Source organism: Leisingera sp. ANG1 (genome assembly GCF_000203975.2).
In the GTDB taxonomy this organism is placed as follows: domain Bacteria; phylum Pseudomonadota; class Alphaproteobacteria; order Rhodobacterales; family Rhodobacteraceae; genus Leisingera.
The window spans coordinates 216,101-232,897 of sequence record NZ_AFCF02000001.1; the positions used below are offsets into that span (position 1 = coordinate 216,101).

At 63.0% G+C, this 16,797-nt stretch carries 14 protein-coding genes; 4 read left to right on the top strand and 10 right to left on the bottom strand.

The genetic code is table 11. The features are described from left to right. Window positions 1-10: 10 nt before the first annotated feature. From GC1_RS01100 to GC1_RS22655, 4 genes are all read right to left on the bottom strand, one after another. Window positions 11-1,321, bottom strand: coding sequence for an HlyC/CorC family transporter (locus tag GC1_RS01100; protein ID WP_019297497.1), 1,311 nt, complete (start codon window positions 1,319-1,321; stop codon window positions 11-13). 77 nt (window positions 1,322-1,398) lie between these two features. Continuing rightward, the gene (locus tag GC1_RS01105; RefSeq protein WP_019297498.1) at window positions 1,399-2,340 is read right to left on the bottom strand and encodes a site-specific tyrosine recombinase XerD; all 942 of its coding nucleotides are present in this window, start codon (window positions 2,338-2,340) and stop codon (window positions 1,399-1,401) included. A gap of 1 nt (window position 2,341) precedes the next feature. Continuing rightward, the gene (locus GC1_RS01110; protein WP_019297499.1) at window positions 2,342-3,859 is read right to left on the bottom strand and encodes a hypothetical protein; all 1,518 of its coding nucleotides are present in this window, start codon (window positions 3,857-3,859) and stop codon (window positions 2,342-2,344) included. Further along, entirely contained in the window at window positions 3,849-3,998 is a 150-nt protein-coding gene (locus GC1_RS22655) for a hypothetical protein (RefSeq protein ID WP_019297500.1), read from the bottom strand. Before GC1_RS22655 ends, GC1_RS01110 begins: the two co-directional genes overlap by 11 nt. A gap of 81 nt (window positions 3,999-4,079) precedes the next feature. On the opposite strand from GC1_RS22655, the gene GC1_RS01115 reads away from it, so the two are divergent. After that, window positions 4,080-4,670 (top strand): shikimate kinase, encoded by a 591-nt coding sequence (locus GC1_RS01115; protein WP_019297501.1) that lies wholly within the window; start codon window positions 4,080-4,082, stop codon window positions 4,668-4,670. After that, window positions 4,670-5,776, top strand: coding sequence for a 3-dehydroquinate synthase (gene aroB, locus GC1_RS01120; protein WP_029204947.1), 1,107 nt, complete (start codon window positions 4,670-4,672; stop codon window positions 5,774-5,776). The genes GC1_RS01115 and aroB overlap by 1 nt, the downstream gene beginning before the upstream one ends. A 76-nt stretch (window positions 5,777-5,852) precedes the next feature. Here aroB and GC1_RS01125 read toward each other — a convergent pair whose 3' ends face one another. Then, window positions 5,853-8,057 (bottom strand): methyl-accepting chemotaxis protein, encoded by a 2,205-nt coding sequence (locus tag GC1_RS01125; RefSeq protein ID WP_052260465.1) that lies wholly within the window; start codon window positions 8,055-8,057, stop codon window positions 5,853-5,855. A 389-nt stretch (window positions 8,058-8,446) separates the two neighbouring features. Continuing rightward, window positions 8,447-8,965: a single-stranded DNA-binding protein gene (ssb, locus tag GC1_RS01130; protein WP_019296146.1), complete on the bottom strand. Its 519-nt coding sequence runs from the start codon at window positions 8,963-8,965 to the stop codon at window positions 8,447-8,449. A gap of 230 nt (window positions 8,966-9,195) precedes the next feature. Here ssb and GC1_RS01135 point away from each other — a divergent pair, with 230 nt between their 5' ends. Together GC1_RS01135 and GC1_RS01140 are read left to right on the top strand one after the other, a co-directional pair. After that, window positions 9,196-9,780 carry a lytic transglycosylase domain-containing protein gene (locus tag GC1_RS01135; RefSeq protein WP_019296147.1) on the top strand — a complete coding sequence of 195 codons (585 nt, stop codon included), beginning with the start codon at window positions 9,196-9,198 and terminating at the stop codon, window positions 9,778-9,780. 118 nt (window positions 9,781-9,898) lie between these two features. Continuing rightward, window positions 9,899-10,273 carry a hypothetical protein gene (locus GC1_RS01140; protein ID WP_019296148.1) on the top strand — a complete coding sequence of 125 codons (375 nt, stop codon included), beginning with the start codon at window positions 9,899-9,901 and terminating at the stop codon, window positions 10,271-10,273. A 153-nt stretch (window positions 10,274-10,426) separates the two neighbouring features. Here the strand turns inward: GC1_RS01140 and GC1_RS01145 are convergent, their stop codons facing one another. From GC1_RS01145 to GC1_RS01160, 4 genes are all read right to left on the bottom strand, one after another. Then, window positions 10,427-12,517, bottom strand: coding sequence for a dipeptide ABC transporter ATP-binding protein (locus GC1_RS01145; RefSeq protein ID WP_019296149.1), 2,091 nt, complete (start codon window positions 12,515-12,517; stop codon window positions 10,427-10,429). A 94-nt stretch (window positions 12,518-12,611) separates the two neighbouring features. Beyond that, window positions 12,612-13,826 (bottom strand): ABC transporter permease, encoded by a 1,215-nt coding sequence (locus GC1_RS01150; protein WP_019296150.1) that lies wholly within the window; start codon window positions 13,824-13,826, stop codon window positions 12,612-12,614. Between the two features lie 15 nt (window positions 13,827-13,841). Next, window positions 13,842-14,894: an ABC transporter permease gene (locus tag GC1_RS01155; protein WP_019296151.1), complete on the bottom strand. Its 1,053-nt coding sequence runs from the start codon at window positions 14,892-14,894 to the stop codon at window positions 13,842-13,844. Window positions 14,895-15,013: 119 nt separating this feature from the next. Next, window positions 15,014-16,678 (bottom strand): ABC transporter substrate-binding protein, encoded by a 1,665-nt coding sequence (locus GC1_RS01160; RefSeq protein WP_019296152.1) that lies wholly within the window; start codon window positions 16,676-16,678, stop codon window positions 15,014-15,016. Window positions 16,679-16,797: the final 119 nt, after the last annotated feature.

The following is a 16,797-nucleotide window of genomic DNA, read 5'->3' on the forward strand; positions in this document are numbered from 1 at the left end:
TGTTCTCCCGTCAAGAGAGCGGCCGGATCTTCAGCTCGGTCACGCGGTTGCCTTCGCGCGCGGTGACTTCGAACCGGAAGCCGTGGAAGGAGAACACCTGGCCCTTGACCGGGATCATCTGCGCCTCGTGGATCACCAGGCCCGCAACGGTATTGGCCTCGTCATCCGGCAAGTTCCATTCAATGGCCCGGTTCAGGTCGCGGATGGTGGTGGCGCCTTCGACCAGATAGGAGCCGTCGGCGGTCTTCCTGGCAACGCTTTCCTCAGCCGGGTCGAATTCATCGGTGATCTCGCCGACGATCTCCTCCAGGATGTCCTCCAACGTGATCAGGCCCTGCAGGGCGCCGTATTCATCCACCACCAGCGCGAAGTGGGAGCGCATCCGAAGAAATTGGCGCATCTGCTCGTCGAGGGTGGTGGTTTCGGGAATGAAATACGGCGCCTTGGCGACCTGGGCGACGTCGAAGGATTTCAGCTGGTCGGAATCTCCGCCTGCGCCGCCGGCCTGCTCATACATGTCCCGGAACAGGTCCTTTGCGTGAACCACACCGATAATGTTCTCCTGCTCGCCGCGGAACACCGGCAGACGGGTGTGCTGGCTGTGCAGGCACTGTTCCAGGATGGTTTCGGGCTCAGCATCTGCGTCGATCATCTCGATATTGGAACGGTGCAGCATGATCTCCTCGACAAAGCGGTCAGAGAGGTCAAGCGCGCCCAGGATACGGTCGCGGTCTTCCTTTTCGACCACGCCTTCGGAATGTCCCAGCTGCAGGGCGCCCGCGATTTCCTCGCGCACAGCCATGATGTGGCTGTCCGGATCGATCTGCACGCCGAAGACGCTCAGCACGCCGCGCACGAACAGCCGCACCGCGCCCACGACCGGCGAAAGGATCATGACCAGGAGGCTGATCGGCGCCGACACCGCCGAGGCGGCCTTCTCGGCGTTGGAAATGGCGTAGGTCTTGGGCAGGACCTCGGCAAAGACCAGCACCAGCAGGGTCATTACCAGCGTTGCCATTGCGACACCGCCTTCGCCGAAGATCCGGGTAAAAAGCGCGGTGGCGAGCGAGGCCGCGAGGATGTTGACAACGTTGTTGCCCAGCAGGACCGAACCGATCAGGCGCTCATTGTCTTCGGTGATGACCAGCGCGCGCTGAGCCCCGCGAGAGCCCTTGTCGGCCTGGGCGCGCAGCTTGCCGCGCGACGCGGCGGTCAGCGCCGTTTCCGAGCCTGAAAAGAAGCCTGAAAAGACAAGGAGCAGCACGATGGCCCCGGCAGTGGTCCAGAAGGCGCTGTCGAGAACGGTGGAGGCAGTGTCCATGAGGGGTTCAGATGTCCGGTCTGTTGAAGGTTTGCCGTATTTATGGGGTCTTAGCCCCGCCGCTTCAAGCGTTGCGGTCAGCTGCGCTTGGCCAGCGGGTGGTGTTCCAGCACCAGTTCCTGCAGCCGGGCGTCCAGCACATGGGTGTAAATCTCGGTTGTGGCGATGTCGGCGTGGCCCAACAGCGCCTGGATAGCGCGCAGGTCGGCGCCGTTTGCCAAGAGGTGTGTGGCAAAGGCGTGGCGCAGAGTGTGCGGTGTCACCTTGTCCGGGGAGATGCCGCCGGTCACCGCAAGTTCCTTGATCAGCAGGTAGAAACGGTGACGGGTCAGGTGGCCGGATTTGCCGCGGGAGGGGAACAGGAATCGCGAGGGCGGATGGCCCTTGGTCTCACGCTCAGCATCAGTCTCGTCGCGCACCAGCAGCCATTGCGCCAGTGCTTCGCGTGCAGGCGGCGACAACGGCACCATGCGTTCCTTGCCGCCCTTGCCCAGGATCAGCAGCATCCGCGGGTCGCCGCGGGCGGCGGATACCGGCAGTGAGACCAGTTCCGTGACCCGCATGCCGGTGGCGTAAAGCAGTTCCATCAGGCAGGTGTTGCGCAACCGGTCGGCTTCAGTCCGGCCGGTTTGGCGGGCGGCGTCCAGCAGGCGGTCGACCTCGATCACTTCCAGCGTTTTGGGCAGGCGCTTTTCCCGCCCCGGGCCGCGGATCTGAATGGCGGGGTTGTCCTCGCGCCAGCCTTCTTCAAACGCGAAACGGTAGATCTGTTTGACCGCCGACAGCCGCCGGGCGCGGGTGGAGCGGGCCAAACCTTGCGCGTCGCAGTTGATCAGATAGGCCTCAATGTCATCCTGGCAGGCGCTTAGGAAACTGAGCTTGCGGTGCTCCAACCAGGCGGTCAGGTCCTTGAGGTCGCGGCCATAGGCCAAAAGCGTGTTCTGCGAGGCGCCGGTTTCTGCCGCCTGGGCGTCGAGGAAGGTGGAGATCCACTGGAAATTGTCATGCGGAGCAGCCATGTCAGCCGCGCTCCAGAAGCATCAGTTGCAGGGCGGCCCGGCGGGCGGTGTCCTCCAGCCCGACGGCGCGGAAGGCGGCCAGTGCAGTGGTCAGATCGCCAAGGTTGCCGTCGGCGCCTTGGGCAAACAGCACCATGCTGCGCAGGATCGCCTCGCCCAGCTGGCCGTTGTCCAGCAGTTGGCGGATAGATGGCGGCGCGGATGAGCCCGCGGCAAACCCCAGCGCGATTGCTTCTGCCAGCGGCGACGGCGCGGCGGCATCTCCGGGACGGCCCTGAGCGAGGGCGGCCAGGAAATGGTCTGCCGCACCGGAGGCTTTCGCGTCGTGGGCGGCAAGCTCATATGCGGGCGAGAGCAGGCGGATGCGCCAGGCCAGCTCCTCAGCCGGGCCTGTGAGTTTCGCCCGTGCCAGTTGCTCGGCAAAGATGTCGGCAAAGACGGTTTCGGTTCCGGCCTCCTGCATCGCGTCCCAGGCACGGGGCAGGGATTTTGCGATAGCTTCCGTATTCCCGGCGTTCAGGTCGTTCTCCAGCTGCTGCACCGCTGAGACCCGGTCCCAGATGCCGCCGGAGGCGGCGGGTTTTCGGGCGCTGAACAGGCCGAGGTACTGGTTCGGGTTGAGCGCACCGGCGCGGGCCAGCCGCTCTGCGGCTTCCAGCTGGGCCTTCCAGCCTGCAATGTCGCGCAGATCGGCGGCGGCGAAGGCGGGCGGCAGCGGTGCCGTGGGCATGGTCTCGCCAATGGTTTCAAACAGCCGGAAGGTCAGCGGGTCCGGATCAGCAGGGCGGCGCAGCGGCGGTGCCAGTTCAAACAGATCCGGGTTCAGGTACCGGTCCAGCAGGTCCATCTGCTCCTTGGGCAGCAGGTCCAGCGCGTGGGCGGTTTCCAGCATCAGCGCCGCCGTGGGCCAGTCGCTGCGGCGTGCCGCGCAGAAGATCCGGGCGGCATAGCTGTCCGACAGATGCGGTGAGGCGGTGAGGGCCGCGCAGGACGCATCCTCGCTGCCGGTCAGAAGGGTTGCATCGAACCAGCGGGCGAAACGGTCCTTGCTGTCCGTGGGGCCTGCGTGTTCCACCAGCGCCTGCGACGGGTCCGTCGCCCCCAGCGCCAGCAGCCGGTCGAGCCGGGCCAGCAGGATCTGGTCGCCCGTGGCCGCGGGCGGGCGGGTCTCGGACAGCAGCAGGGTGAACAGCAGCGCTTGCATTGCCGGGCTGCCGCGCACCGGCACGGTTTCGATCAGATGAGTGATGTCATCGGCCGCGCTGCCGCGCCACAGGTCTGCCGGCAGGCCGGTGGCCGCGGCCGGCACCAGCCCGATCGGCGGCAGCAAAGCTTCCAGCGGGGTGACGGACACCCGCGGCAGTGCAGCAGTGCCCGCAACAGGCGGCTCCAGCAGCACGGTGCCGGGCAGGGCGTCCCTGGGCTGCGGCTGGTTCAGCCAGTCAATTGCCGCCAGCGGCTCATTGGCAAGCGCGCTGCCTGCCAGCATCACCCCGGCGGCAGCCGCCTTAATCCGCATTCAGCACCACCGGCTTGCGCACCTCGGTGGCGGGCGCGCTGAAATCGGCTCCGAACCAGGGACCGACATAGGCATAGCCCACCAGCCCGATAGCAGCCAGAACCAGCAAGTAGACCAAATACTTAATCAATCGCCCCATAGTGCATCCAATGCCTGTTTCCTGCTCTTTTGCCCAAGTTATATATTCCCTTTTCGGCAAGATCACGTCATTCACTGAAGAATGAGCGAAAAAGAGCAAATCAGCGGCCAGAAGGCAGCAGCGCCGGTGCCGGGGAAACTGAAGAAGACCATCGTTATGGTGGGCATGATGGGGGCGGGCAAGACCGCCGTGGGCCGGGCGCTGGCGGCGCGGCTGAACGCCCCTTTCCTGGACAGCGATCACGAGATCGAAGCTGCCGCCAACATGACCATCCCAGAGATTTTCGCCCGCGACGGCGAGCCGTTTTTCCGCCAGAAGGAGCGCCAGGTGATCGCGCGGCTGCTGGAGGAGGAGCGCGGCGTGCTGTCCACCGGCGGCGGCGCCTTTCTGGCAGAGGAAAACCGGCAGGTGATCACTTCAAAAGGTGTCTCGGTCTGGCTGAATGCCGACCTTGAGGTGCTGTGGAACCGGGTGCGCCACCGCGATACCCGGCCGCTGCTGCGCACTGCCAACCCGCGTGCGACACTCAGCAACCTGTATCACCAGCGGGTGCCGCTGTATTCCAAGGCCGATGTGTCGGTGGTCTCGGACGGGCAGGCCTCGATCGAGACCATGGTGGACCGCGTGCTGGACGCCTTGAAGGCACGCCCTGATGTATTGGAGTGGAACTGATGGAGCGCACGGTTCATGTGCCGCTGGGCGAACGCGCCTATGATGTGGTGATCGGTCCCGGCCTGCTGGCGCAGGCGGGGGAGCGGATCAAGCCGCTGCTGAAGCGCCCGCAGGTGGCGGTGCTGACGGATGAAACCGTGGCGGAGAAACACCTGGACACCTTGCGTGCCGGGCTGGCGGCTGCGGGTGTTGAGATGACCGCGCTGGCGCTGCCGCCGGGAGAGGCGACCAAGGGCTGGCCGCAGTTCACCCGGTCGGTGGAATGGCTGCTGGAGCAAAAGGTGGAGCGCGGCGACGTGGTTGTGGCCTTCGGCGGCGGAGTGATCGGCGACCTGGCGGGTTTTGCCGCGGCAGTACTGCGCCGGGGGGTGCGGTTCGTGCAGATCCCGACGTCGCTGCTGGCGCAGGTCGACAGTTCGGTGGGCGGCAAGACCGGCATCAACGCGCCGCAGGGCAAGAACCTGATCGGTGCCTTCCATCAGCCGTCGCTGGTGCTGGCGGATACCTCGGTGCTGGAAACCCTGACCGCGCGGGATTTCCTGTCCGGCTATGGCGAAGTGGTGAAATACGGGCTGCTGGGCGATGCGGCGTTCTTTGCCTGGCTGGAACAGAACGGGCCTGCGCTGGCCGCAGGCGATGTGGCTGCACGGGTCGAGGCGGTGGCCCGTTCGGTTCAGATGAAGGCGGACATCGTGGTGCGGGACGAGACCGAGCAGGGCGACCGGGCGCTGCTCAATCTGGGTCATACCTTTTGCCACGCGCTGGAAGCAGCGACGGGCTATTCGGACCGGCTGCTGCATGGCGAGGGCGTTGCGATTGGCTGCGCGCTGGCGTTTGAGCTGTCGTCGAAGCTGGGCCTGTGCTCGCAGGAGGATCCCAGCCGGGTGCGGGCGCATCTGAAGGCGATGGGGATGAAGACCGACCTAGCCGACATTCCGGGCGACTTGCCCGGGGCAGAGGCTCTGCTGGATTTGATGGGGCAGGACAAGAAAGTGGTGGCCGGCCAGCTGCGGTTCATCCTGGCGCGCGGCATTGGCGAGGCGTTTGTGACCGGTGATGTGCCGCCGGACGCGGTGCTGGAGGTGCTGCGCAGCGCAGGTGCCTGAACCGGGGCACAGAGTGCAAAAGTCAAAGGGCAGCCGCTGAGGCTGCCCTTTTTTTTTGATGGCTGCAAATGCCTGCTCAGGCGGCGGTGCTGCTTTCGATGATGTCCTGGTCCCAGCCGTCGTCCTCCGCATCGAAGTCGATGGCGAGGGGCGGATGCGCAGCGGGCGCGGGCAGGGCGGCTGTGGCGTTTCCGACAGTGAACTGAGTCACCTGCTCCCGCAGTTCCTGTGCCTGTTCGGACAAGGAGGTCGTCGCTGCAGTGGTCTGTTCGGCCATGGCAGCGTTTTGCTGTGCCATCATCTCCAGCTCGCCCACGGCGGTGTTGACGTCGCCCATCTGCGCCGACTGCTCCTTCATGTTGCCGGCGATCTCCACCACCAGGGAGGAAATCTCGCCAACCTGCTGGTTCACGGTGGCCATCGCCTGACCGGCCTGATCCACCAATTCCGCACCGTTCTTGACCTGTTCGGAGCTGCGCGCAGTCAGTTCGTCGATCTGCTGCACCGCGTCGGCACAGCGCTGTGCCAGCATCCGCACCTCGGAGGCGACAACCGCAAAACCGCGGCCTGCTTCGCCTGCGCGGGCGGCCTCGACCCCGGCATTCAGCGCCAGCAGGTTGGTCTGGAAGGCGATGTCCTGGATCACCTTGGTGATCTGGGAAATCTCCTGCGAGGATTCCTGAAGCTTGTCCATGGCGGTAATGGTGTCCTTCACCACCGCGTCGCAGGATTTGACGCCGTTCTGGGCGCTGTCTGCAAGTTCTTCGGCGCGGCCGGCGTTTTCGGCGGAGCGCTGCACGTTGCCGGTCAGCTCGCCCATGGCGTGGGTGGTTTTTTCCAGCGTGGCCGATTCCGCCTCGGTGCGGTGGGCCAGGTCCATCGAGGCCTCGGCAATCGACTTGGTGCTTTCGTCGACGCTGCTGGTGAGTTCCGCAATCGTGGAGACCGCAGCGCTCAGCGCATTCAGCGAGTCGTTGAAATCCATCCGGATAGATTTGAATTCGACCGGGAAATGCGCCTCGATCGGGTTGTCCAGCCGCTTGTGCTGCAGGTCGGCAAGAGCTTCGCCGATGCTGCGGGTGACGGTCAGAATCTCCTCGCGGCGCTCCTTCTCTTCCTGCACGCGTTCTTCCTGCTTGCGCTGGGTGACGGTGCGCAGGTCCACAACGTTGCGGGCGACCTCGCCGATCTCATCACGGCGGTCTGCACCGGGGACCTCGACCTCAGTCTCGCCGGAGCCGAGCTTTTGCAGCGCCACGTTCAGGACAGCCAGCCCCTTGGTCATGTTGCGGGCGATGACCAGGCTGAGCAGCAGAACGCCCGCCAGCATGACGGCCGCAAATATGGCCATCTCGATCAGCATCAGCTTGTTGTGTGCATCAAAGGCCGCCATGTCGCGTTCCAGGTGCTCGATCAGAAGCATTTCCTTTTTCTGCAGCACCTCGATCGCCTTGGTGGCTGCGGCAAACCAGTCCTCAGCCGTGACGCCTTCGCCGCCGTTGCCATGCAGGATGGCTTCGCGCATTTCGTCGAATTTCTTCATGGCAGGATCGCTGAACAGATTCTTGACGGCGTCCCTGTCCTCTGCGGTTGCAAAGTTCTTGAAAGCGCGCAGGCGTTCCTTGAACAATTCGTGGTCGGCAAAGAATTCTTCGCGGTCCTGAGGTTTCCAGCCGTGTTTGAACCCCACGGCGCCCGCTGCACGTTCCAGTCCCGCCGCATCAATTGCCTGCATGAAGAAGGACAGTGCCACGGCTTCCTGCGAGATCTTGGGATTATCAATGCCCTTGGCCATCGCCAGGCCGGTCTGGATCAGCGCTGCGTTCAGGTCCGTGTAATAGGAAATCAGTGCCTTCAGCTTCAGCGAATGGGTGTCGATCTTCTGGCGGATGTCCTTCTTGCGGGCCAGCTCGGATTTCGCAAACGCGATCGCCTCAACGGATTCCGGTGGCAGAAGCTCCATGTCGACCAGGCTGATCTCCTCCAGATAGGCGGCCATCTTGGCATCATTCGCCTGGCGCACCTTGACCAGCTTCTCCGGCGGGGAGCTGGCGGCACTTTCAAGGTAGCTTGCGCTCAGCCCGCGTTCCAGCTGCAGATTGTGAACCAGGCTGCTCATATGTTCCAGCACCTCGCCTGCTTCGGTAGTGTCCACCTGGGCCTTGCGTTGCAGGTCGAGCAGGGTTTGCCCGATGAACCAAAGGCTGAGAAGCAGCGGAGCCGCCAGGAGCATTCCGATCTTGGTGCTGATCGAGAGATGCTGCAAAAAACGCATACCCATATTCCGAATCCTTGATGTACCTTTTTACGACCGATCCATTCAGCATCCGTGATATGTCTTAATTTTTGCCTAGCCGTGCGGTGCGCTGTGTTAAGGGGCCGTTTAGGATTTGCAGCAGGCACGCAGCATCGCCAAACGGGGCACCCTTACGCATACGATGGCTAGCCCCTTGAAATATAATCTGAAAATCCTGTCCCAGCGTAAGCGGCAGATGCTGCTGAGTAGTCAGGAAGAACAGAATCGGCGCTGACGTAGCGCCGTTTCGCTCCGGTGGCGGAACCTTCGTAAAGCCCGCGAAAATGCTGCGTTAACAGAAAAGCCCTCCACCCCGGTCGGGGCGGAGGGCTGCAGCGCAAAGCTGTCGTAAATTATGATTCGCCCTGGCCGGCTTAGAACGGGATTTCGTCGTCGTCGATGTTGTGGGACGCGCCGCCGCCATAGCTGCCGCCACCGCCGCCGCCTTGCGAGCTGCTGTCATAACCGCCGCCGTAGCCGCCGCCCTGATTGCCGCCGCCATAGCCGCCACCGCCCTGGCCGCCGCCACCGCCGCCTTCGCCGCGGCCATCCAGCATGGTCAGGGTGGAGCCGAAGCCCTGCAGCACGACCTCGGTCGAATACCGGTCCTGGCCGCTCTGGTCCTGCCACTTGCGGGTCTGCAGCTGGCCTTCGATATAGACCTTGGAGCCCTTGCGCAGGTATTGCTCGCAAACACGCACCAGGCCCTCGCTGAAGACGGCGACGGAGTGCCATTCAGTCTTCTCGCGGCGCTCGCCGGTGTTGCGGTCCTTCCAGGTTTCCGAGGTGGCAATGCGCAGGTTGCACACCTTGCCGCCGTTCTGGAAGCTGCGCACCTCGGGGTCGCGGCCCAGGTTGCCGATGAGCATGACTTTGTTGAGTGAGCCGGCCATGAAGTTCCGTCCTTCCGTCCTGAATTTCTTATCCTGCAGCGGGCTGGGGCGAATCCGGCCGCGCCGCGTTTCAGGCACAGTATAGTTCTGTGCCAACTGTGAAAAGCAGGCATCTGTGGATGGTTTCGGCCGATTTTGCGCTGGCGGAGCGGCGGTTCACGCCTGTGTTGCTTTAAATTTGCTCCGCATCCGCTATATTTGCGCAAAAGGGACAGTGCGGGACAGCATAAATGCGCAAAGCCATTGCGGGTTTGGTTATAGCCATGGTTGGCGCAGGGCAGCCTGCGGCCTCCGATATCCTCAGCACCAAGAACCGCCGTGATCTGTTCGCGGCCCATACCAGGGTGCTGGATGGGCGGGCGGCGTCCCAGTACAAGAACTCCTCCCGGCTGCAGCCCAAGACCTACAGTATCCCGTCCGCCGGCGGCACGCTGCCCTACAGCGGCAAGTACCGGGGCCAGTACCTGGAACTGGCGCGTGATGCGGCGCGCCAGCATGGGGTGCCGGAGGATCTGTTCCTGCGCCTGGTCCAGCAGGAGAGCAACTGGAACCCCAATGCCAAGTCGCACAAGGGGGCGCTGGGGCTGGCGCAGCTGATGCCGGCCACGGCGCGGGCGCTGGGGGTGAACCCGGCGGTGCCGAAGCAGAACCTGGAGGGCGGCGCCCGCTATCTGGCGCGCCAGTTCCGCAAGTTCGGGTCCTGGCGGCTGGCGCTGGCGGCCTATAACGCCGGTCCGGAAGCGGTGCAGAAGTATGGCGGGGTGCCGCCTTACAAGGAAACCCAGAACTACGTGCGGAAGATCTGGGGCAGTTGATGCCGCGCAGCTGTTAACGTGTGGATAACTTTCCTTAATGCCCCGTTAACTCCGCCTGAGCGTCAAGCATTTGCCTTAATTTTTCGTAAATCTGTGCGCAGGTTCTGGAGGGAATGCCTTGTATATCAACAGCTTCGACGAACGCCTTGAGCGCATTGACTGGCAGCCAAGCGCGGTGCCGACCCGCCAGATGATCGACAGCGTTCTGGCAAGCCGCCTGCCGCTGCAGCCGCGCAGTGCGGTGCTGAGCCTGGCAGGCGCAGTGACAGGCATTCTGATCGGCGTTGGCGTGAAGGGCATGGGCATCGCGGGTTCGGCCTGGGGGCCGGAAACCGGGCTGGCCGGAACAATTGGCGGCGGGCTTGCGCAGGTTGGGCTTGCGGCGTCCGTGGCTGCGGCTTTGCTGGCCGCCGCCAAGGGCAGCAAGGCGCCGCGGCTGATGCAGTTCGCCTCGATCAACCTGCTGATGATTGCAGTTCTGCTGCTGAGCTGAACCAGGTTTCCCCCGTGGGAGTGGGGGAGTGATGTGGAACCCCATGTGCTGCCGCCTGGCACCGCATGGGGTTTTACTTTGCGGCGATGCCAGCGCATGAAAAAGCCGGGGTGCTGAAACCCCGGCTTTGTTGTCACGTTTTGATCTGGCGCCTTACTCTGCTGCGACCTTGATCACCGGTTTCATGCGCTCCAGCACGTCGTCGCTGAGGTGGCATTTGATCTGGTGGCCGCCGTCCAGTGTGCGCACCGGCGGAACCTCCTTCTCGCACAACCCGCCCGGCACCTCGGACTTCCAGCGGCAGCGGGTCTGGAACGGGCAGCCCGGCGGCGGGCTCATGGCTGACGGAATGTCGCCTTCCAGAACGATGTGCTCTTTCTCCACGGAGGTGTCGGCAATCGGCACCGCGCTCAGCAGTGCCTCGGTGTAGGGGTGGTAGGGCGGCGCAAACACCTGATCGGTGTCGCCCAGCTCCACCACATGGCCGAGGTACATCACCATCACCCGGTCGCTGAGATAGCGCACGATGCTGAGGTCGTGGGAGATGAACAGCAGCGTGGTCTTTTCGTTGCGCTGGATCTCCATCAGGAGGTCAGTGACCGCGGCCTGCACCGACACGTCGAGCGCCGAGACAGGTTCGTCCGCAACCACAATCCGTGCACCGCCGGCAAAGGCGCGGGCGATGCCCACACGCTGTTTCTGGCCGCCCGATAGCTGCCGCGGCATGCGGTCGGCAAAGGCGCGGGGCAGTTTCACCAGGTCCAGAAGCTCCAGCATCCGCTTGCGGCGTTCAGCCTCGGAATTGCCAATACCGAAGATTTCCAGCGCCCGCATGATCTGGCGGCCCACGGTCATCGAGGGGTTCAGCGTATCAAAGGGGTTCTGGAACACCATCTGCACGTCGGAAACAGTTTTGGTGTCGCGTTCCTCGATCGGAATCTGCTCGATATTGCGGTTGTCGAGCAGGATTTGGCCCTCCGTGGCGGTCTCAAGTCCCATCAGCACCTTGGCGAATGTTGACTTGCCGCAGCCGGACTCGCCGACGATGGCGAGGGTTTCGGACTCGCGGGCCTCGAAGCTGAGGGTTTCGTTGGCTTTCACCACCTTGGTGTCGCCGCCGCCGAACAGGGCGTTGGCAGCCACCTCGTAGTATTTCTTGAGGTTGTCCATCTTCAGGACAACCTTGCCCGGTGCGGTCTTTTCCTTCTGCTCGCCCACCGTGATCGGGGCGTTCCAGTCGATTTCCTGGAACTTCAGGCAGCGGGTTTCGTGCCGGTCGTTGCCGTGCACAGGGGACATCGGGATCACCATGTCCTGATCGCAGCGGCCCTCTTCGAAGTAATCGCAGCGCGGGCCGAAGTTGCAGCCGGGCGGGCGTTCGTGGGGCAGGGGGAAGTTCCCGGGAATGGCCACCAGCGGGCGGGAGTTCTTGTCGGCGCCGGGCAGCGGGATCGAGCGGAACAGCGCCTGGGTATAGGGATGCTGCATTTCGTCGAACACATCGTGGATCGAGCCGCGCTCCACCGCCTCGCCGGAATACATCACGCAGAGCCGGTCGCAGGTTTCCAGTACCAGGCCGAGGTTGTGCGAGATAAACAGCATCGAGGTGCCGTATTTCTTGCCCAGGTCCTTGACCAGCTCAACCACCGCGGCCTCCACCGTCACGTCGAGCGCGGTGGTGGGTTCATCGAGGATCAAGAGTGAAGGCTTGGACATCAGCGCCATCGCAATCACGATCCGCTGCTGCTGGCCGCCCGACAGCTGGTGCGGGAAGGAGTTCAGCATCCGCTCCGGGTCGGGCAGGCGCACGTCGGTCACCACTTCCAGGGCGCGGGCATAGGCTTCTTTTTCGCTGACGCCCTCGTGGATCATCGGCACTTCCATCAGCTGCTTGCCGATTTTCATTGCCGGGTTCAGCGAGGCCATCGGCTCCTGATAGATCATTGCTATCTCATTGCCGCGGATGTCGCGCAGTTCTTCGGCGCTCATCTCCGCCAGGTCGCGGCCCTTGAACTTGATGGTGCCGCCGACGACACGGCCGTTTTTGCCCAGATCCTGCATGACGCCAAGCGCCACGGTGGACTTGCCGCAGCCGGATTCGCCCACGAGGCCAACCGCCTCGCCGGGCTGCACGGTGACCGAGAAATCCATCACCGCGGGGATTTCGCGCAGGCGGGTGAAGAAGGAGATCGACAGCTTGTTAATCTCGAGGATCGGGCCGTCGTAGTCTGCCAGTTTGTTCATATTCTTTTCTCCCTGTTGGAGCGGGCGGGGAAAGGATCCCCTTCATCTGGCTCCAATTTACCGGGGGACCGGACGGGCCGGTCCCCCGGCCGGATCAATCCTTGAGGCTTTCTTCGCGCAGGCCGTCGGCCAGCAGGTTCAGACCCAGAACCAGCGTCAGCAGCGCAAAGGCAGGCGGCAGCGCCGGGTGCAGGTAGATCGACAACAGCTTGCGGCCATCATTGATCGTGGAACCCCAGTCCGGGCTTTCCGGCGGCAGGCCAAGGCCGAAGAAGCCGAGGGTACCCAAGAGGATGGTGGTGTAGCCGATGCGCAGGCAGAAATCGACGATCAGCGGCCCGCGGGCGTTGGGCAGGATTTCCCACAGCATGATGTACCAGGGGCCCTCGCCGCGGGTCTGGGCAGCCGCCACGTAATCGCGGGTTTTGATGTCCAGCGTCAGGCCGCGCACGATACGGAACACCGTGGGCGAGTTGACGAAGACCACCGAGACGAACACCACCAGGATACCGCCGGGGATGTCGAACATATCCATCACGCGGGGCAGGCCCGGGATCGAATAGGCCGGGGTGTTGATCAGGTAGCCGCCATTGGAAACCAGCTGCAGGTAGAACCAGATGATGATCCCCAGAACCAGCGGCAGCACCAGGTTGCGCACTTTGGGCCGGGTGTAATAGCGTGAGTTCAGCAGCACCCCGACAAAGACAATCGGGAAGATGAACAGAACGATCGCCATATAGTTCGGAACACCGGTGGCGACGATTTCAGGCGTGACCAGCAGGTAGAACAGCAGGATCACCGGGAAGGCCAGGATCAGGTTGGCGGCAAAGGACAGCGTGGTGTCCAGGCGTCCGCCGTAGTAGCCCGCAGGCAGGCCCAGGGTAATCCCCACCATGAAGGCAAAGACAGCTGCCATCGGGGCGATCTTGATGACTTCCCAGGCGCCTTTGACCAGGCGGCTGAACACGTCGCGCGCCAGGTTGTCGCCGCCAAGCAGGTAATAGGGGTAGTCCGCTTCGGTGGCGCCGTTCATCGGGGTGCCGGGGACCTTGTTCTTCATGCCCGAGACCTGCACCAGCGGGTCATGGGTAATGATCATGTCCATGGCGCCGTAGATGCCGGTGAACACCCAGAACATCACCAGGCCAAAGCCGATCATGCCGATGGGGCTGTCAAACAGCTTGCCATAAAGGCCAAGGCGCCGTTTGAAGCCGATGGAAGCTGCGTAGAGGATTACCAGCGAAAACCAGACCGGGGACAGCTGGTAGATGATACGCCCCGCAATTTCGAATGTGCTAAGAGGTTCCATGCTCTGCTGCCTTCCTTAAGAGATCCGGATACGCGGGTTCAGATACACATAGCCGATGTCAGAGATCAGCTGGGTGATCAGCACCACGAAGACTGAGACCACGGAAACGGCCAGCAGCAGTTCGATGTCGTTGTTGCCTGCGGCTTCCACCAGGATCCAGCCGAAGCCCTTGTAGTTGAACAGGGTCTCGACGATCACCACGCCGTTCAGCAGCCAGGGGAACTGCAGCATGATGACGGTGAAGGGGGCAATCAGTGCGTTCCGCAGCGCGTGCTTCAGAACGATGTTGTGAAAGCTCACACCTTTTAGGCGGGCGGTGCGGATGTATTGCGCGGTCATAACCTCGGTCATCGAGGCGCGGGTCATCCGGGCGATATAGCCCATGCCGTAAAGCGCGATGGTCAGCACCGGCAGGAAGAAGTTCTCGAAGTTCGGGTTGTCCATCGCCGAGGTGGCGGTGCCCTTGAACCATTTGAGGCCCACGGTGGAGGATGTGAACACGGCAATGAATATCACGCCGGAAACATATTCGGGTGTTGCCGTGGTCAGGATAGAGGCGGTTGAAAGGCTTCGGTCGGTGACAGAGCCTTCGCGCATGCCTGCCAGCACCCCGATGATCAGGGCAGAAGGCACCATCAGCACCAGCACCCAGAACATCAGGCGGCCTGTATTGCCGAGCCGTTCTGCGATGATGGTGGAGACTTCATCCTTGAACCGGGTCGAATAGCCCCAGTCACCTTGCAGAATGCCGCAGAAGGTCGGCGCTTCGGCGGCTTCCTCAGCGCTGACCGCGCCGGTCATGCAGCGGCCGGTGAACCCTTTCTCGGTCTCGCGGGTCCAGCCCGGCAGAACGCCCAGCCATTGCCCGTATTTCGAAACCATGGAGCCGCCATAACCGTTGGCGTCCAGCCAGCTGGCCACGGCCTCATCCGACATGCGGAAGTTGCCCTGGGTTTTGGCGAGTTTTTCGAGGTTGGGGTAGAGGTTCGTGAGGAAGAACACGATGAACGTCAGGCACAGGGCCGTCAGCAGCATCACGCCCGAACGGCGGAGAATGAAAAGTCCCATTTGGGTCCCCTGTCAGTCTGGCGGATCGGACCCGGCTCAAGGGGCGGGTCTCTTATCTTTTGAGCTGGAAAGCACCGCCCCGGAGGAGGGGCGGTGCAAGAGTCAGGAGCCGGTCGGGCTTAGGCTGCCCAGCCCCACTTGTAGTGGTGATGCTCGAAGGAGATATGCATGTCGGCACCGACAACACCTTCGCGCATGTGGCGGTAGAGCGAGCGCCAGTAGGGCTGGATGGTCACGCCCTCTTCCTGGATCAGAGCCTGGCCCTTGGCAGAGATTTCGCGGCGCTTGTCAGCGTCAGCAATGGACAGGGCTTCTGCCAGCAGGGCGTCGAACTCCGGGTTTTCCCAGCCGAATTCGTTCCAGGCTTCGCCGGATTTGTAGGCCAGCGCCCAGATCTGAACGCCCAGCGGGCGGTGGTTCCAGTTGGTCGAGGAAAACGGGTATTTGGCCCAGTCGTTCCAGAAAGTCGAGCCCGGCAGAACGGTCCGTTTAACCTTGAAGCCAGCGTCGCGCAGCTGTGCTGCCACCGCGTCGGTGGTGTTCCGGCGCCAGTCGTCGTCGATCGACAGGATCTCATGCTCGAAATCCATCATGCCGGCTTCTTCCATCAGCGCCTTGGCACCGGCGGGATCAACCTTCTGCGGCGGCAGTTCGGCGTATTCCGGGTGGATCGGGCCGACATGGTGGTTTTCCGCAGTTTCGCCGCGGCCGCCGTAGCCAAGCTCCAGGCAGACGGAGTTGTCGACCGCCATCTGGATCGCCTTGCGGACGCGCTTGTCAGCATAGGGTTTCTTGCCGTCGATTTCCGCCAGCTGGTTGGTGCGGATCACGATCGAGGACATGGTCACAACTTCGGACTTCTTGTAGCCGAGGCCGTCCATCACGTCGATGAATTCGCCGACCGATTCATAGAGCATGTCGACTTCGTCGGATTCCAGCGCCGCCAGCCAGGAGGACGGGTCGGTGCCGAAATCGACGTATTCGATGCGGTCCAGTGCCGGCTTGCCATAGATCGCTTCGCCCCACCAGGTGTGGTCGTCGTTGCGTTCCAGAACCGAACGCACGCCGACTTCCAGCTCGGTCAGCAGGAACGGGCCGGTGCCGACGTTCTGGGTGAAGTCGTTGGTCTGGAAGGAGGAATGCACGATGGCCGCCGGATAGTCGGCCATGCCTGCGATCAGCGAAATGTCGGAGGCCGGCAGGTTCAGTTTGACTGTGTGGCTGTCGACCACTTCGATCGCGCCTTCGGCTGCCTGGCCGGTTTCACTGTCAATCAGGGTTGCGAAACGGCCGGCCATGGAGTTGCCTTCCAGCCCCTTGTCGCACCAGCCTGCAATGTTGCGGGCAACATCTTCGGCGGTGAAGTCGTCGCCGTTGTTCCACTTGACGCCCTGGCGGACGTTCAGGGTATAGACGGTGGCGTCCTCGTTGATCTCCCAGCTTTCCAGCAGCATGCCGGTGAAGGAGCCGTCGTTGTTGTATTCCACCAGGTATTCGATGGTACCGCGGGTCTTGTTGGCCATCTGCGACCAGTCAAAGGTGCGCGGGTCCTTCAGCGGGCGGACTTCGGTTTGCACCCGAAGTGTGCCGCCCTGCTTTTTCTCTTCTGCCGCCTTAACCGGGGCGGCCAGGCCGATCATGCCATAGGCAGCGGCGGCAGTGACGCCCAGCGAGGTGGCGCGGGTCAGGAATTCCCTGCGGTCCAGCTTGCCGTCCAGCACTTCCTTGGCGTGCATCTTGGCGGCCCAATGGATCGGGGCTCCGTTGATGGTGTCTTTGGTCATTTAAGTCTCCCTGTCGTACCGTTCGGTCATTTTTGTGCGAAACGGATATTGGCCCGGCGGTGTGCCAGGCGATTTTGGTTCAGGTTTTGGATTAAAGTTTCCCCATGCCTGCATTCCGG

Coding starts and splice junctions, on each gene's coding strand:
- GC1_RS01100 (WP_019297497.1), bottom strand. CDS start 1,321: ATGGACACTGCCTCCACCGTTCTCGACAGCGCCTTCTGGACCACTGCC.
- GC1_RS01105 (WP_019297498.1), bottom strand. CDS start 2,340: ATGGCTGCTCCGCATGACAATTTCCAGTGGATCTCCACCTTCCTCGAC.
- GC1_RS01110 (WP_019297499.1), bottom strand. CDS start 3,859: ATGCGGATTAAGGCGGCTGCCGCCGGGGTGATGCTGGCAGGCAGCGCG.
- GC1_RS22655 (WP_019297500.1), bottom strand. CDS start 3,998: ATGGGGCGATTGATTAAGTATTTGGTCTACTTGCTGGTTCTGGCTGCT.
- GC1_RS01115 (WP_019297501.1), top strand. CDS start 4,080: ATGAGCGAAAAAGAGCAAATCAGCGGCCAGAAGGCAGCAGCGCCGGTG.
- aroB (WP_029204947.1), top strand. CDS start 4,670: ATGGAGCGCACGGTTCATGTGCCGCTGGGCGAACGCGCCTATGATGTG.
- GC1_RS01125 (WP_052260465.1), bottom strand. CDS start 8,057: ATGGGTATGCGTTTTTTGCAGCATCTCTCGATCAGCACCAAGATCGGA.
- ssb (WP_019296146.1), bottom strand. CDS start 8,965: ATGGCCGGCTCACTCAACAAAGTCATGCTCATCGGCAACCTGGGCCGC.
- GC1_RS01135 (WP_019296147.1), top strand. CDS start 9,196: ATGCGCAAAGCCATTGCGGGTTTGGTTATAGCCATGGTTGGCGCAGGG.
- GC1_RS01145 (WP_019296149.1), bottom strand. CDS start 12,517: ATGAACAAACTGGCAGACTACGACGGCCCGATCCTCGAGATTAACAAG.
- GC1_RS01150 (WP_019296150.1), bottom strand. CDS start 13,826: ATGGAACCTCTTAGCACATTCGAAATTGCGGGGCGTATCATCTACCAG.
- GC1_RS01155 (WP_019296151.1), bottom strand. CDS start 14,894: ATGGGACTTTTCATTCTCCGCCGTTCGGGCGTGATGCTGCTGACGGCC.
- GC1_RS01160 (WP_019296152.1), bottom strand. CDS start 16,678: ATGACCAAAGACACCATCAACGGAGCCCCGATCCATTGGGCCGCCAAG.